This is a genomic window from Devosia sp., assembly GCF_036563435.1.
In the GTDB taxonomy this organism is placed as follows: domain Bacteria; phylum Pseudomonadota; class Alphaproteobacteria; order Rhizobiales; family Devosiaceae; genus Devosia.
In genome coordinates, this window is sequence record NZ_DATCMJ010000015.1 from 207333 (window position 1) to 222005 (window position 14673).

12 protein-coding genes are annotated in these 14673 nt (G+C 62.7%); 8 read left to right on the forward strand and 4 right to left on the reverse strand.

What is annotated here, in order from left to right; translation table 11 throughout:
• The first annotated feature begins 38 nt into the window (after window positions 1-38).
• The gene (locus VIL88_RS11830; RefSeq protein ID WP_331989032.1) at window positions 39-1829 is read left to right on the forward strand and encodes a methyl-accepting chemotaxis protein; all 1791 of its coding nucleotides are present in this window, start codon (window positions 39-41) and stop codon (window positions 1827-1829) included.
• Between the two features lie 78 nt (window positions 1830-1907).
• Window positions 1908-3033 (forward strand): peptide chain release factor 2 gene (gene prfB / locus VIL88_RS11835; protein ID WP_331989034.1). Its coding sequence is split into 2 segments (ribosomal slippage): window positions 1908-1976 and window positions 1978-3033, totalling 1125 coding nucleotides; the frame shifts between segments, so codons are not numbered across the junction.
• A 43-nt stretch (window positions 3034-3076) separates the two neighbouring features.
• Here the strand turns inward: prfB and VIL88_RS11840 are convergent.
• The gene (locus tag VIL88_RS11840) at window positions 3077-4228 is read right to left on the reverse strand and encodes a M23 family metallopeptidase (RefSeq protein WP_331989036.1); all 1152 of its coding nucleotides are present in this window, start codon (window positions 4226-4228) and stop codon (window positions 3077-3079) included.
• A gap of 64 nt (window positions 4229-4292) precedes the next feature.
• Window positions 4293-4778: a peroxiredoxin gene (locus VIL88_RS11845; RefSeq protein WP_331989038.1), complete on the reverse strand. Its 486-nt coding sequence runs from the start codon at window positions 4776-4778 to the stop codon at window positions 4293-4295.
• A 148-nt stretch (window positions 4779-4926) separates the two neighbouring features.
• On the opposite strand from VIL88_RS11845, the gene VIL88_RS11850 reads away from it, so the two are divergent.
• From VIL88_RS11850 to VIL88_RS11860, 3 genes are read left to right on the forward strand one after another with little or no spacing between them, the layout of a single operon-like run.
• Window positions 4927-8403 (forward strand): AsmA-like C-terminal domain-containing protein, encoded by a 3477-nt coding sequence (locus VIL88_RS11850; protein WP_331989040.1) that lies wholly within the window; start codon window positions 4927-4929, stop codon window positions 8401-8403.
• Between the two features lie 48 nt (window positions 8404-8451).
• Entirely contained in the window at window positions 8452-8727 is a 276-nt protein-coding gene (locus VIL88_RS11855) for a hypothetical protein (RefSeq protein ID WP_331989042.1), read from the forward strand.
• A 14-nt stretch (window positions 8728-8741) separates the two neighbouring features.
• Window positions 8742-9041, forward strand: coding sequence for a type II toxin-antitoxin system RelE/ParE family toxin (locus VIL88_RS11860; protein ID WP_331989044.1), 300 nt, complete (start codon window positions 8742-8744; stop codon window positions 9039-9041).
• On the opposite strand, the gene tyrS is transcribed toward VIL88_RS11860, so the two are convergent.
• Both tyrS and VIL88_RS11870 read right to left on the reverse strand, forming a co-directional pair.
• Window positions 9038-10288, reverse strand: coding sequence for a tyrosine--tRNA ligase (gene tyrS, locus VIL88_RS11865; protein ID WP_331989046.1), 1251 nt, complete (start codon window positions 10286-10288; stop codon window positions 9038-9040). The two genes, VIL88_RS11860 and tyrS, sit on opposite strands and share 4 nt — an antisense overlap.
• Before the next feature lie 173 nt (window positions 10289-10461).
• Window positions 10462-11124 (reverse strand): alpha/beta hydrolase, encoded by a 663-nt coding sequence (locus VIL88_RS11870; protein WP_331989048.1) that lies wholly within the window; start codon window positions 11122-11124, stop codon window positions 10462-10464.
• A gap of 285 nt (window positions 11125-11409) precedes the next feature.
• On the opposite strand from VIL88_RS11870, the gene VIL88_RS11875 reads away from it, so the two are divergent.
• The 3 genes from VIL88_RS11875 (at window position 11410) to VIL88_RS11885 (ending at window position 14652) form a co-directional block, all read left to right on the forward strand.
• Window positions 11410-12549 carry a cysteine desulfurase family protein gene (locus VIL88_RS11875; protein WP_331989050.1) on the forward strand — a complete coding sequence of 380 codons (1140 nt, stop codon included), beginning with the start codon at window positions 11410-11412 and terminating at the stop codon, window positions 12547-12549.
• Between the two features lie 64 nt (window positions 12550-12613).
• Window positions 12614-14146: a Fe-S cluster assembly protein SufB gene (gene sufB, locus VIL88_RS11880; RefSeq protein WP_331989052.1), complete on the forward strand. Its 1533-nt coding sequence runs from the start codon at window positions 12614-12616 to the stop codon at window positions 14144-14146.
• Window positions 14143-14652 (forward strand): cupin domain-containing protein, encoded by a 510-nt coding sequence (locus tag VIL88_RS11885; protein WP_331989054.1) that lies wholly within the window; start codon window positions 14143-14145, stop codon window positions 14650-14652. Before sufB ends, VIL88_RS11885 begins: the two co-directional genes overlap by 4 nt.
• Window positions 14653-14673 lie beyond the last annotated feature (21 nt).

Consider the following 14673-nt stretch of genomic DNA (forward strand, 5'->3'; position numbering starts at 1 on the left):
GTATAGGGCAATCCCGACAAGACAAGTTGGGATTCATCGTGGTTGACATTCAGTTCTTCGGCCGCAAAGGCGGCCGAGCCAGAAAGCTCGAGGCAGCTACGCTCGGTGCTATCGATCGCTCACAGGCGATTATCGAATTTGCCCTGGACGGCACCATAACTTGCGCCAATCAGAACTTCCTCCAGGCCATGGGCTACGAGGCCGGGGAGGTGATCGGACGCAACCACAGCATGTTCGTCGCCGAAGAAGACCGGGGGGGTAGCTATCAAGCCTTCTGGCAAAGGCTGCGCAGCGGCCAGTTCGATGCCGGTGAATACAAGCGGCTCGGAAAGGACGGACGGGAAGTCTGGATCCAGGCCTCCTATAATCCGGTACTGGGGGAAGACGGCAAGCCGGTCAAGATCGTCAAGTTCGCCACCGATGTCACCGCGACCAAGCTGGAGCGAGCGGATCTGCAGGGGCAGATCGATGCCATCAACAAATCGCAGGCCGTGATCGAATTCACCGTCACCGGTGAAATCCTCCACGCCAATGAGAATTTCTGCCGCGCGCTCGGCTACCGCCTCGACGAGATCAAGGGTCGGCATCACCGGATGTTCGTGCCGGCCGACGAAGCCAATAGCCTGGCCTATAGCCAGTTCTGGAGAGACCTGGCACAGGGTCAGTTCCAGGCAGCGGAATATCTACGCGTTGGCAAGGGCGGGCGCGAAGTGTGGATCCAGGCGACCTACAATCCGATCCTCGACATGAACGGGGTGCCGTTGAAGGTCGTGAAATACGCCACCGACATCACCAGCCGCAAGCATGCGGTCAAGGTGCTGGGTGAGGGGCTCGCAACCCTGGCGAGGGGGGACCTGACCGGCGAGATCGACGAAACCTTTGTCGGCGAACTGGATGAAGTGCGGACGGCCTATAACCAGACGCTGGCCAAGTTTGCCGACATCGTGGAGCGCATCCGTGGCACTTCCGGCCCGCTCAAGACAGCGACGGCAGAGCTTTCTGTCGGGGCCAACGATCTGGCGGATCGGACAGCCAAGCAGGCTACGGCCATCCAACAGACGTCGACCACCATGGACCTGCTGGCGACCACGGTCGATGAAAATGCCAAGCGGGCCGATACGGCGAGCAGCAAGTCCCGGGCAGTTTCGTCCACTGCGGCTGAAACCGGGGGCGTCATGACCGAGGCCAATGACGCCATGGAGCGCATATCCACCTCGTCGGCCAAGATTTCCAACATCATCGGCATGATCGACGACATCGCCTTCCAGACCAATCTCCTGGCGCTCAATGCATCGGTGGAAGCGGCGCGAGCAGGGGACGCTGGCAAGGGTTTCGCCGTGGTCGCCGTGGAAGTACGACGCCTGGCCCAGTCTGCGGCAGGCGCCTCGTCGGAGGTCAAGGCGCTGATCGAGCAATCAGCAGAGGAAGTGGCGACCGGCAGCAAGCTCGTGGCCGAGGCCACCGGCAAGCTCACCAGCATGCTCGGCGGCATCGCGGAGAACGATGCGCTGATCCAGGACATGGCGCGCGCCAACCAGGAACAGTCGAGCGCCATTGCCCAGGTGTCGCGAGCCATCCGCGACATGGACCAGATGACCCAGCACAATGCAGCCATGGTGGAAGAAACCAATGCCGCCATCGAGCAGAAGCAGGCTCAGGCGCACGAGCTCGACCAGATTGTGGACGTGTTCGTTACCAGGAGCACTGCACGCAAACCGTTCCTGCCAGCAGCCCCTGCCAACCGCGAGGTGGGCGTAAGCGAACCTGCGCCCCGCCGCTATCGCTCAGCAGGATCCGCCGCGATCAGCGAAGATTGGAACGAGTTCTAGCCAATCGTTCGGCACCGGCGGGTTGATCCGGCGGGTGCCGTCGTCTACATGCACCATCAAACACTGATGGGTAGCAATATGCGTGCGGAAATCGAAAAGACCGTCGCCGAAATCGAGCAGGTTCTGACCCTGCTGAGGAGGCATCTTTGACTGGGATACTGCTGAACTGCGCCTCGACGCGCTGACCGCCGAGACCGAGTCTCCTGACTTCTGGAACAATCCCGAACAGGCCCGCGTCAAGATGCGCGAGCGCGACGAGCTCGACGTCGCCGTCAAGGCGGTGCGCGAACTTGAGGCCGGCATCCGGGACAATGTCGAGCTCATCGAAATGGGCGAGGCCGAGGGCGACGCCGAGATCGTCAAAGAAGCGGAAAGTGCGCTTCTTGAGCTCCGGCAGGCTGCCCGGCGCCGACAGATCGAGACTCTGCTCTCGGGCGAAGTGGACGCCAACGACTGCTATGTGGAAATCCACTCCGGCGCCGGCGGCACCGAGTCGCAGGACTGGGCCAACATGCTGTTGCGCATGTATACCCGATGGGCCGAACGCCGGAAGATGAAGGTCGAAGTGCTCGAAATGCATGACGGCGAAGAAGCCGGCATCAAATCGGCCACGATCAAGGTTTCGGGTCACAATGCCTATGGCTGGCTCAAGACCGAGAGCGGCGTGCATCGTCTCGTCCGCATCAGCCCCTATGACTCGGCGGCACGGCGCCATACCAGCTTTTCGAGCTGCTGGGTCTATCCCGTGGTGGACGATTCGATCGACATCGAGATCCGCGAGTCGGACCTCAAGGTCGATACCTACCGCGCCTCGGGCGCCGGCGGGCAGCACGTCAACACGACGGACTCCGCCATCCGCATCACGCACATTCCCTCAGGGATCATTGTCGCGTGCCAGCAGGAGCGGTCCCAGCACAAGAACCGGGCCACGGCCATGGCCATGCTGAAGTCGCGCCTTTATGAGGCCGAGTTGCAGAAGCGGGAAGAAGCCGCCAATGCGCAGGCGGCCAGCAAGACCGAGATCGGCTGGGGCCACCAGATCCGCTCCTACGTGTTGCAGCCCTACCAGATGGTCAAGGACCTGCGCACCAGCGTGGAAAGCGGCCAGCCTTCGGTGGTGCTGGACGGCGACCTCGATGAGTTCATGGAAGCAGCATTGGCGCAGCGTGTGGGCGTTGCGACCGACGTGGTGGCGCAGGAGTAATCGAACCAAGCCTCCGGACTTCTGTCCGGGGCCTACACCTTCCCTAGCTGAGGACGGCCAGCAGGCGCTTGCCAGCCTCCATGAAAACCCTGGGATTGATGGCGCTGTCGTTGCGCCGCACTTCGAAGTGCAGGTGCGGTCCGGTCGATCGGCCGGTCGATCCGACCTTGGCGATGGGCGTGCCGGTCTGGACGGCCTGCCCCATCTCGGACAAGTAGGCGGAGAGGTGGCCATAGCGCGTGACGAGGCCACTGGCATGGGTCACTTCCACGGTCTTGCCATAGCCCGACTTGGTGCCCACGAACGTCACCTTGCCGGCGCCGGCAGCTAGCACGGTTGTGCCGGATGGGGCAGCGAAATCGAGACCTGAGTGGAAGGCCCGTCCGCCGGTAAAAGGGTCCTTGCGGTTGCCGAAGCCCGAACTCTGCCGGAAGTTGCCGTCGACCGGCATGTGGATCGGCGCGCCGTCGAAAGTGTCGCGCGCGGCCTTGTAGCGCATCAGGGCAGCAAGAACGGTGTTGGCATCCTCGACCAGGGGAGCGGCCTGGAGGTCACCGGACGGCGGCAACAGAGGGCCACCGACGCCGTCGTCCGCAGAGGGGAGGTCGACGGCGATGCCCAGTTCCTCCAATTCGGCGACGATGCTGGCGGTACGTGCCGAAGCAGCTTCGGCAATGGAGGTCATCGCCAGCTGGGTTTCATCCATCATCTGCGACACGGCGGCGGCGGTCGCATCGACATCCGGATTACCGGTCGCCGCCAGCGGAACCGTGGTAGTTTGCTGCGGAAGGGAGCTCGGGCTGTCCAGCGCCGCAGCCTCGATGCCTAGCGCATCGGCCTTGTCGACAAGGACGCGCACCAGCTGATGCTGTTCCAGCAACACTTCCTGCTGCTGCGCCAGCTCCTGGAGCTGGAGGTTCATGTCGCCGGCCTGGGCGTAGCTGCGCGAATGGAGACGGTCCACCTCCACGCGCAGTTGTGCGATGCGATCCTCGTAGGCGGCGATCACCTGTTCGTTCTGCCCGCTCATGAGCCTGCTGATGTCGCTCGACAGGAGAAGGGCGGTGCCCAAGAGCGCATTGCCGCCGAGAAGAACCGCAAACGTGGCGTAGAACAGGGCCGGGTGGATGCCCGTACGGCTTGTCGCCCGATCACGCTCGCTGTCGCTCCGTCCGAAACTGGCTTGAACACGCACTCGAAAGACTCCGCGGCAGCACCCTTATGCTGAGCAAAGTATGACCGAGCGTGGTTAATAAAGCCTACTTCTGCCGCGCGCTGGCGAGCTCCGCCGCTGCCACCAGGACCTTCTGTGCGTGACCCAGGATCCGCGTTGCGCGCATGATGCGCCAGATGCGACCCTCGGCATCGATGATGATCGTGACTCGGATCACACCCATGAATTCCCGGCCATAAAGCTTCTTGAGCCGCCAGAGACCGAATGCCTCGATGGCTAGGCGGTCAGGATCGGCGGCGAGGGGGACCTGAAGATCATATTTGCGGCGGAACTTGCCGTGGCTTTCCAGTGAGTCGGGAGAGATCCCGACCAGTGTGACGCCAAGGTCGGCAAAAGCGGCGGCGCGTTCAGAGAACTCGATATTCTCGTCCTTGCAGCCGCCAGAATCGTCTTCGGGGTAAAAGAAGAGGACAACCGGTCGGCCCCGGTGCTCCGACAGCGAAAAGATCTCGCCATTGTCGAGCGGCAGGCTGAAATCGGGGGCCATCATGCCCTCGGTTACTTCTGGCATGAGGATGTTTACTCCTTGCCTGTAAGTTCAGGCCGTAATGTGGGTGCAAGTGCCATATTCCAGCCGGTATCATTGGGCAAGTGACCGCTTCTGCGGTTGATTCTCGGGGGTATCGGCCGATGACGGCCCAGCCTCTTCCTGGAAGCAATTGAGCGCGACAACCACCCCCGCAGACATTCCGACTCGCTCCGTTGCCCCGCGCAAACGGCACCCATTGCGGCATGCGGCCAAGCTGGCGGTATGGCTATTGGGCATCCCGTGCATCCTGCTGGTGTTGCTGTATCTAGTTTTGCTGGTCACGCCGGTCCGGCTGCCCCTGGCCGGCGACGCTGTTCGCGCCGTGATCCAGTCGGCTTTACCGGCCAGCACCAACCTGTCACTGGGATCGATGAACCTGGCGCTCGAGCAGAGTGTCTGGCCGGTGATCCGCTTCGAGCCAGTAACGCTGACCGACAGCAAGGCGGGTTCGACCGTGCGCATGGAAGCGCTTGAGATCGGCTTCTCACCGGTTCGAGCCCTGTTTGGCCAGCCAGGCGCCACCATCACCATAGTCGCGCCCGAACTCAAGGTGGTTCAGGACCTGTCCGGCCCGCGGATCTCCAGCTTCGAGCTGGAGACCAGCGAAGAGGGCTCGCAGCCCGTCGTGAGGGTCGAGGAGGGCGAGCAGGCCTTTCCGCCGATCGGCATTTCCTCGGATGGTATCGCAATCGAAGGCAGCGACCGGCCCTTCGCGCTGCGCTCGGACAACGAATGGCTGATCCTCAACCTCGAGGCGAGCGAGCAGAGCATTGTCGATATCGTCGAACAGGCCGAGCAGGGACGATTTTCCAAGCTCGTCGTCCGCGACGGCGTGGTCGACATGGTGGACGGCGTGTACGGCCTCTACCGCCGCTTTGAGAATGTAGACCTCGAGATCGGTCCATCCGCGGACGGGCGCAACACCGGCGGCAGCTTCTCAGCAGCCCTCGGTGGGCGGACGATGACCGGCACCCTGTCCCGAACGGTCAGCGAGGAAGGTAATTCGCGGCTCGAGGCGGATATATCCAACCTCGACTTTGCGGCGCTCCTACCGTTCCTGGATGACCCCACGAGCCTGGCGGCCCTCCGCGGCGCCGGCGCGCTGTCGATCGACGTCAACTTCCAGCCTGCCGGTGGCAAGCTGGTGGACGGGCGGTTCAAGGTCGATCTCACCGGTACCGACCTTCGCATCGGCACAGACTATTTTCCCGTCGCCACCTCGATCCTTGACATCACCTGGCAGCCCGAGCTCGGCCACTTCACACTCGACGAAGCGGCGCTGCAGGTGGGGCAAAGCAGCGCCTTCATCTCCGGCGTCTTTGCCATGGGCCTCGATTCCAAGTTCGGGCCGACGGTGACGATCTCGGCAAGCGCCCGCGACTTGGCGATCAACCCCGAAGACCTCGCGCCGCAGGCCGAGCCGTTCGACAGCCTGCAATTCGCCGGCTGGTCGGCGCCGCTCTATGGAGCCGTCGGCATCGATCGCGTCGTGGCGCGCAAGGGCGAAGGGATTGTTGAAGCGGCAGGCCGCGTCGACGTGCTGCATGAGGGTCTCGGGCTCGACCTTTCGATTGCCGGCCAGGGCATGAGCGCCGACGACGTCAAGCGCCTCTGGCCCTATATCGTTGGGAGCGACGGCCGCGATTGGTTCGTGAGCAATGTGGCTGGTGGCGTGGTCTCAAAAGCACGGCTCGATTTCGCCTTTCCCGTAGGCACGCTGGACCCCAAGCGGGACAACCAGCCGTTACCCGACGGCAGCATGAAGATAGATATGGTGGGCACCGGTGTCGCCGTGTCGCCGACGCCGGACATGGCGGCGATTGCCTTGGACGGGGAGACGCGCCTCCAGGTGGACGACGCGGTCGTTACCGTATCTGCCGGAGGCGGCATGCTGAGCACGCAGGAGGGGGAGGTCCGCGTCTCGAATCCCGCAGTGGTCATGGATAATTCCGATCCGATGAGCGGCCTCGTCGAGGTCTCGGGGGACGTTGCAGCACCCATACCGGCCCTGCTGGCCCTGGCGCAGGAGCAGCAGCCGCAGTTGCTTTCCGGCGCCACGCTCCCCGTGGACCTTGCCTCCCTCACCGGATCGGTAGACCTCGGTCTTGTTGCCACCGTTTCCTTGCCGAAGGACCAGCCAGTCGACGTGGACTATGTGGTCAACGGCCGCGTGACCGACTTCGCCAGCGCGGAACCGATCCAGGAGCGCACGATCGGCGAAGGGCAATTGTCATTCAGCGCCAACCAGGATGGGTACCAGCTTGGCGGTACGGCAAAGATCGATGGCGTGGAGGCCGAGATCGAGGTTGCCGGAACGCCGACCACCGAGCCGAGCTTCCGCGTCTCGTCCACCATAGAAGTGGCCGACCTCGCCAAGATGGGCTTCGATGCCTCGGAATTCCTGTCGGGCCGCGTGCGCTTCGTGGCGCAGCCGCTGGCCGATGGCGCCATGCAGATCGCCGTGGATCTCACCGAAGCGGCCATGACCATCAAGGACATCGGCATCAGCAAGGCGGCGGGCACGGCGGGATCACTGAGCGCCACGGTCACGCCTGCCGGGGACATCACCCAGCTTAACGACATCGACCTTTCCTTCGGCACGGTGCGCGCCAAGGGCGACCTGACCTACCACGCCAGCAACGGCCTGCAGGCGGCAAGCTTCAGTACCTTTGCACTGAGCGCCGACGACGACGCTCAACTTGCGCTGGTGCCGATGGAGGGTGGCTATGCGGTGCAGGTCACCGGCAGCCAGCTCGATCTCAAGCCCATGCTGCGCCGGTTCTTCGGACTGGATGAAGGGGCGGGCGGTGTGCAGGCCACGCAGATCGACCAGACGCTGTCCCTTGATGTCCAGCTCGATCGGGCGCTGGGCTATTACGCCACCACCGCCTTCAACGTCGACTTCGATCTCCTGCTGCGCGGCAGCGACATGCGCCGCGCGCATCTGACGGCACAGTTTAGCGACGGCAACGGCATTTCGGTGACCACCAATCCTGCGCCTCGCGGCCGTACCCTCTCGGTCGCCTTTAACGATGCGGGGACCATCCTGCGGTTCCTGGGCGTCTATTCCCAGCTGGCAGGCGGTTCGGGCAACCTGGTGATGACCACCGACAGGGAAGTCGATGCAGAGGCCGGACAGCTCCTGATGCGCAACTTCGCCATCGTGGATGAGGCCAATGTTGCTGAAATCCTCGGCAATCACTCGGACTCGCGCGCCGCCATCGCGCAGGAGAACCGCCTCGATTTCGACCTGGCGCAAGTCGATTTCCAACGGACTTCGGACCGCGTGCAGGTCACCAATGCGATGCTGACGGGCGACACGGTGGGCGGGACGATGCGCGGCTTCATCTATACCGACCAGCGCCAGTATGATCTGGCCGGCACCTATGTGCCGCTGTTCGGGCTCAACAATGCCTTCCAGCAGATCCCGATCCTGGGCCCGCTGCTCGGCGGCCGCGAGGGGGAGGGCCTCTTGGGCGTGACCTTCGCGGTGCAAGGGCCGCTCGACAAGCCGCAATTCCGCATCAACCCGCTATCGGTGCTGATGCCAGGCGCGTTTCGCGAACTGTTCGAGTTCAGGGCGCGGGCCAAGCCGGCGGCCGAGTGAGTAGAAAACGGGCTTACCATCGACTATGTTGGGCTCGAGAGGTGTACCATGACCGTTCGGCGTGAGTTCGAGCTCAGCGAAGACGATATTGCCTTCATCGACAGGAAAGCGAGCGACGGGGCGGGAGACGTCAACGAGCTTGTCCGCCGTGCGATCAAGATGCTGCGTTCCGAAGAGGAAGCAATTGATCGATGGGTCCGGGAAGAGGTGCTTCCCACCTATGAGCGCTGGAAAGCGGGTGGTGAGAAAAGCTACCCTGCCGATGAAGTGTTCGACCGCATTCAGGAACATATCAGAGCGCAGGCGGCCGGTAAGACCAGCTAATGCGCAAACGGCGCGTGATACTTCTGGGGGCGGCCGAACGCGATCTCCAGGAGATTGCCGCCTGGCTGCTCGACGTCACCTCTCAGGCGGTAGCGGCTCGCTACATCAGCCGTATACAGGCACGGCTCGACTCGCTTGCCTTTGGCTCTGAAAGAGGAACAGTCAGAGGCGAAGCTGACGGTCTCAGGATCATCGGGCTACTGCCCGGAGTGAGCGTGGCATTCGTGGTGGACGGTGACACCGTCACCGTCCTACGCATTCTCTATCGGGGTCGCAGCTTCAGTGCGTCACCCCAGGGCGACGAGCCGGACTAGACCGGCTTGATCAGCGCGTGGCGCTTCTTGCCGACCGATAGCTTGATGACGCCTTCGGGGAGAAGGGCGTTTTCGCCGATGCTGAGTTTGTCATCCTCGATCAGGGCATCGTTGACGCGCACAGCGCCGGACTGGACGTGACGGCGGGCTTCGCCATTTGAGGCAGCGAGACCGGCCGTCACCAGGGCGGCGAGAATGCCGATCTCGGAGGTGAGTTCGGCATGGGTGACCGTTGCCGTGGGCAGCGACAGATCAATGCCGCCGGCTTCAAAGGTGTTCGCAGCCGTTGCTGCCGCCTGAATGGCAGCGTCGCGGCCATGCACGATGGCGGTGACTTCGGTTGCGAGGACCTTCTTGGCTTCGTTGATCTCGTTGCCGCCCAGGGCGCCAAGCTTGTCGATCTCGCTGATCGGCAGGCGGGTGAAGATCTTGAGGAACTTCACGACGTCTGCATCTTCGGTGTTGCGGAAATACTGCCAGAAGTCATAGGGCGAAAAGAGCTCGCCATTGAGCCAGACGGCGCCCGATGCGGATTTGCCCATCTTCTCGCCAGATGACTTGGTCAATAGCGGCGTCGTCAGCGCGTAGAGCTGCGGCCCGCCCATGCGATGGGAGAGGTCGACGCCATTGATGATGTTGCCCCACTGGTCCGACCCGCCCATCTGCAGCACGGTGCCGTAGCGCCGGTTGAGCTCGGTGAAGTCGTAGCCCTGCATGATCATGTAGTTGAACTCGAGGAAGCTCAACGACTGCTCGCGATCGAGGCGCAGCTTGACGGAGTCGAAGCTGAGCATGCGGTTGACCGAGAAGTGACGGCCGACATCGCGCAGGAACTCGATGTAGTTGAGCTTGAGGAGCCAGTCGGCATTGTTGACCATGATGGCCGGGTTGGAGCCGCCATAGTTCAAGATATTGCCGTAGACCTTCTTGATGCTCTCGATATTGGTCTCGATCTGCTCGACCGTGAGGAGCTTGCGCTGATCGTCACGGAACGAGGGATCGCCCACCATGGAGGTGCCGCCGCCCATGAGGCTGATTGCCTTGTGGCCGGTTTCCTGCAGCCAGTAGAGCATGGTGACGGTGATGAGGTTGCCGATGTGGATCGAGGTCGCCGTCGCGTCATAGCCGACATAGCCGGTGATCGGCCCCTTGAGGGCCAAGGCGTCAAGACCCTCGGGATCGGAGATCTGGTGGATAAAGCCGCGCTCGTCGAGCACGCGCAGGAAATCGGATTTGAACTTGGTCATTTATGCGATCCGGAAATGTCGTCGTCTCAACCGCGTCATTCCATCCATCCCCGCGTCATCCCCGCAAAAGCGGGGATCTCAATGGGGGTGCGACGGGGGATTCCCGCTTTCGCGGGAATGACGTCGTGAATACATGGCGCTGTCGTGAATTGACCGCCCGATATGCGCTCTAATCAGCGCCCGCCGCCGTCCGCGATCTCCTGACGGCGACGGTCGAGATACTCGGCGCAGGCCGCCGTCAGCTCGTCGATCTTGCCTTCGTAGAAGTGGTTGGCCCCCTCGACGATCTGCTGCTCGATGGTGATGCCCTTTTGCGTCTTGAGCTTGTCGACCAGCTTCTGCACCGAGGCAGGAGGCGCCACGCGGTCCTTGTCGCCATGGATGATGAGGCCCGAAGACGGGCAGGGGGCGAGGAAGGAGAAGTCGTAGAGGTTTTCCGGCGGCGACACCGAGATGAAGCCTTCGACTTCCGGACGGCGCATCAGCAGCTGCATGCCGATCCAGGCGCCGAAGGAGAAGCCGGCAATCCAGCAGCCGCGGGATTCGCGATTGATGACCTGCAACCAGTCGAGCGCAGCGGCGGCATCGGAAAGCTCGCCGACGCCGTGATCGAAGAGGCCCTGCGACCGGCCGACGCCGCGCGAGTTAAAGCGCAGGACGGCAAAGCCGCGTTCGGCGAACATATAGAAGAGATTATAGACGATCTGGTTGTTCATCGTGCCGCCGAACTGCGGGTGGGGATGAAGCACGATCGCAATGGGAGCATTGGGCTCCTTGCCGGGCTGGTAACGGCCCTCCAGGCGCCCCTCGGGGCCGTTGAAGATCACTTCTGGCATGGTCTTGTTCTTCCGGCCGTTTGGCTCTGTTGGTGCGGTTTCGGAGCTGGTGGTTGAGGCGGTCTGGCAGCTTGACTAAGCCGGATCAGCCTCCTAAAACATGGCTCACAAAATCAGTTTAGAATTATTCGAAACTCGGTTTGGGCCGCATGCGGCCTGCAAGTGCGCCCCTTGTAATGACGTTGGGCGTCAAATTTCAAGAAGTGTTTGGCCTTGAGGGCGCGCAAGCGCCGCAGACCTGCACCAGAACGATGGCCGGCGTCCGTGGCGCCCAACAGGTAGGCGATGACCAAGGCAGCGATCTATCTCGATCATAATGCCTCCGCCCCGCTTCTGCCCGAGGCGCGCGCGGCGCTGCTTGCCGCCCTGGAACTGACCGGCAATCCCTCTTCCGTCCATGGTCATGGTCGCGCGTTGCGAAACCTCATCGAGACCGCGCGCGACCAGGTAGCGGCGCTGGCCGGAGCCGAGCGGAAGCAGGTCGTGTTCACCGGCTCCGCCACCGAAGCCATCACGCAGGCCGTTGTCGGTGGGGCGAAGACGTTTGCTGCCAATGCGGTCGTTGTCAGCGCCGGCGAGCATGCAGCGGTTACCAAGGCTGCCGAGGCAACGGGGCTGCCGGTGCTCACGGTGGGCCTGCTGCAGGATGGCAGCATCGATCTCGAGCAACTTGCCCGTATCGTCGCTGAGGCCGAGGGCAACCTCCTCGTGGCGCTGCACTGGGTCAACAACGAGACCGGCGTGGTGCAGGACATGGGCCGCATCAACGCCCTGGTTGGTCCAACCCGTCACACACTGTTCATCGATGCCGTTCAGGCTTTTGGCAAATTGCCTCTCGATTTCGCCGCCTCGGCACCCGACATGATGGCGGTGAGCGGTCACAAGATCGGCGCACCGGCCGGAGTCGGTGCGCTGCTGCTGAAGTCGCATGCCGACGCCGTCAGGCTCATTCCCGGTGGCGGGCAGGAGCAGGGACGGCGCGGCGGTACCGAGGCGGCAGCCTTGGTCGCAGCTTTCGGCGCAGCGGCGGCGGCATTTGCGGCGCACTACCAGGCAGCCGACCCGGCGCGGCTCATCGCCCGGCTCGAGGCTGAACTGGGGTCGATGATTCCCGCGGCCGTCATTTTCGGCGAGCGAAGGTTGGGCAACGTCACCAATTTTGCCGTGCCCGGTATCGGCAATGCCGCGGCGATGATGGGGCTGGACCTCCTGGGGCTGTCGGTCTCGTCCGGCTCGGCGTGCTCGTCCGGCAAGGTGGGCGCCAGCCACGTGCTAGCGGCCATGGGCGTTTCGCCCGAACTTGCCGGCTGTGCCCTGCGGGTCAGCCTCGGCTGGAACTCGACGGAAGACGATGTCGATGCGTTCCTCGACGGTTACCAATCCGTCCTTGAGCGCCAACGGGCGCGGCAGGGGCAGGCGGCCTAGCCGCACCGTATTCAGATGCTCGCGGCGACCTTGAATCGCCGAAGGGTTACAAGGAGAAGCTAATATGGCGGATTACGCCGATATCCCGACGCTCAAGGAAAACATCGATCGCGCCACCGTGGACTCGGTGCGCTCGCTCGATGTCGACAAGTACAAGTACGGTTTCGAGACCGAGATCGAATCCGAAAAGGCCCCCAAGGGGCTGAGCGAGGATACGGTCCGCTTCATTTCGGCCAAGAAAAACGAGCCGGAATGGATGCTTGAATGGCGGCTGGAAGCCTATCGGCGCTTCCTGACCATGACCGAGCCGACCTGGGCCAAGGTGCACTATCCGCAGATCGACCTGCAGGACATGTACTACTACGCCGCGCCCAAATCGACACCGGCGCCCAAGAGCCTCGACGAAGTCGATCCGGAACTGCTGCGCACCTATGAGAAGCTCGGCATTCCGCTCAAGGAGCAGGCGATCCTTGCCGGCGTGGAAGGCGCCGGTGAACCGCAGGGCACGCCGTTCGGCAGCAATGTCGCCGTGGATGCTGTGTTCGACTCCGTATCGGTGGTCACCACGTTCCGGGCGGAACTGGCCAAGCACGGCATCATTTTCTGCTCGATCTCGGAAGCCATTCGCGAACACCCCGAGCTGGTGCAGAAATACCTCGCCTCGGTGGTGCCGGTTTCCGACAACTATTATGCGACGCTGAACTCGGCCGTCTTCACCGACGGGTCGTTCGTCTACATCCCCAAGGGCGTGCGCTGCCCGATGGAGCTCTCGACCTATTTCCGCATCAACGAGAAGAAGACCGGCCAGTTCGAGCGCACGCTGATCATCGCCGAAGCCGACTCCTATGTGAGCTACCTTGAAGGCTGCACCGCGCCCATGCGCGACGAAGCCCAGCTCCATGCCGCCGTGGTGGAACTGGTGGCGCTCGACAATGCCGAGATCAAGTATTCCACCGTCCAGAACTGGTATCCTGGCGACAAGGACGGCAAGGGCGGCATCTATAACTTCGTCACCAAGCGCGGCGACTGCCGTGGCGCCAATTCGAAAATATCCTGGACCCAGGTTGAGACCGGATCGGCCATTACCTGGAAGTATCCCAGCTGCATCCTGCGCGGCGACGGCTCGCGCGGCGAGTTCTACTCGATCGCCATTTCCAACGGCTACCAGCAGGTCGACTCCGGCACCAAGATGATCCACCTGGGCAAGAATACGTCCAGCCGCATCATCGCCAAGGGCATCGCCGCCGGCTTCTCGGACAACACCTATCGCGGCCAGGTCTCGGCCCATGCCAAGGCCAAGAACGCCCGCAACTTCACCCAGTGCGACTCGCTGCTGATCGGTGACAAGTGCGGCGCTCATACGGTGCCTTACATCGAGAGCCGCAATGGCACGGCGATCTTCGAGCACGAGGCCACCACGTCCAAGATCTCGGACGACCAGATGTTCTACTGCCAGCAGCGCGGCCTCAACGAAGAGGAAGCGGTGGCACTGATCGTCAACGGCTTCGTCCGCGATGTCTTGCAGCACCTGCCCATGGAGTTCATGGTTGAAACGCAGAAGCTGATCTCCATCTCGCTGGAAGGCAGCGTGGGATGAGTGACGGCATCATTCCGGTGGTTCGACTTTCCGAGCAACCGCTCGAACAGAGCGAGCGCGGCACGCACTTTGGCTCGGCCGACGCGCATAGGATTGGTACGGTGGCGGGCCTAAAGTCCATCGGTTTCACCTATACGGTCGTGGAGCCAGGCCGCAGCGGCGCACCATTCCATAGCCATCACGTTGAAGACGAGATGTTCGTCGTCATAGAAGGGGAGGGCACCTATCGGTTCGGCAACGAGCGTCATGCCTTCAAGGCTGGCGATGTGCTTGTTGCGCCAGCAGGAGGCCCTGAAACCGCGCATCAGATCATCAACACTGGCAGCGTCCAGTTGAAGATGGTCGCCATCTCGAACCAATCACCCATAGAAGTTTGCGAGTACCCTGACTCGGGCAAGTTTTTGGTGTCCAGCGTGCCAGGCGGAAACGGCGCAAAGTTCCGGCACATCAGCCGTCACCCCGAGCGCCACATTGAAGATTATTGGGACGGCGAGCCAGGCGCCTAAGGCGCTGCCAGCCGATCCCCC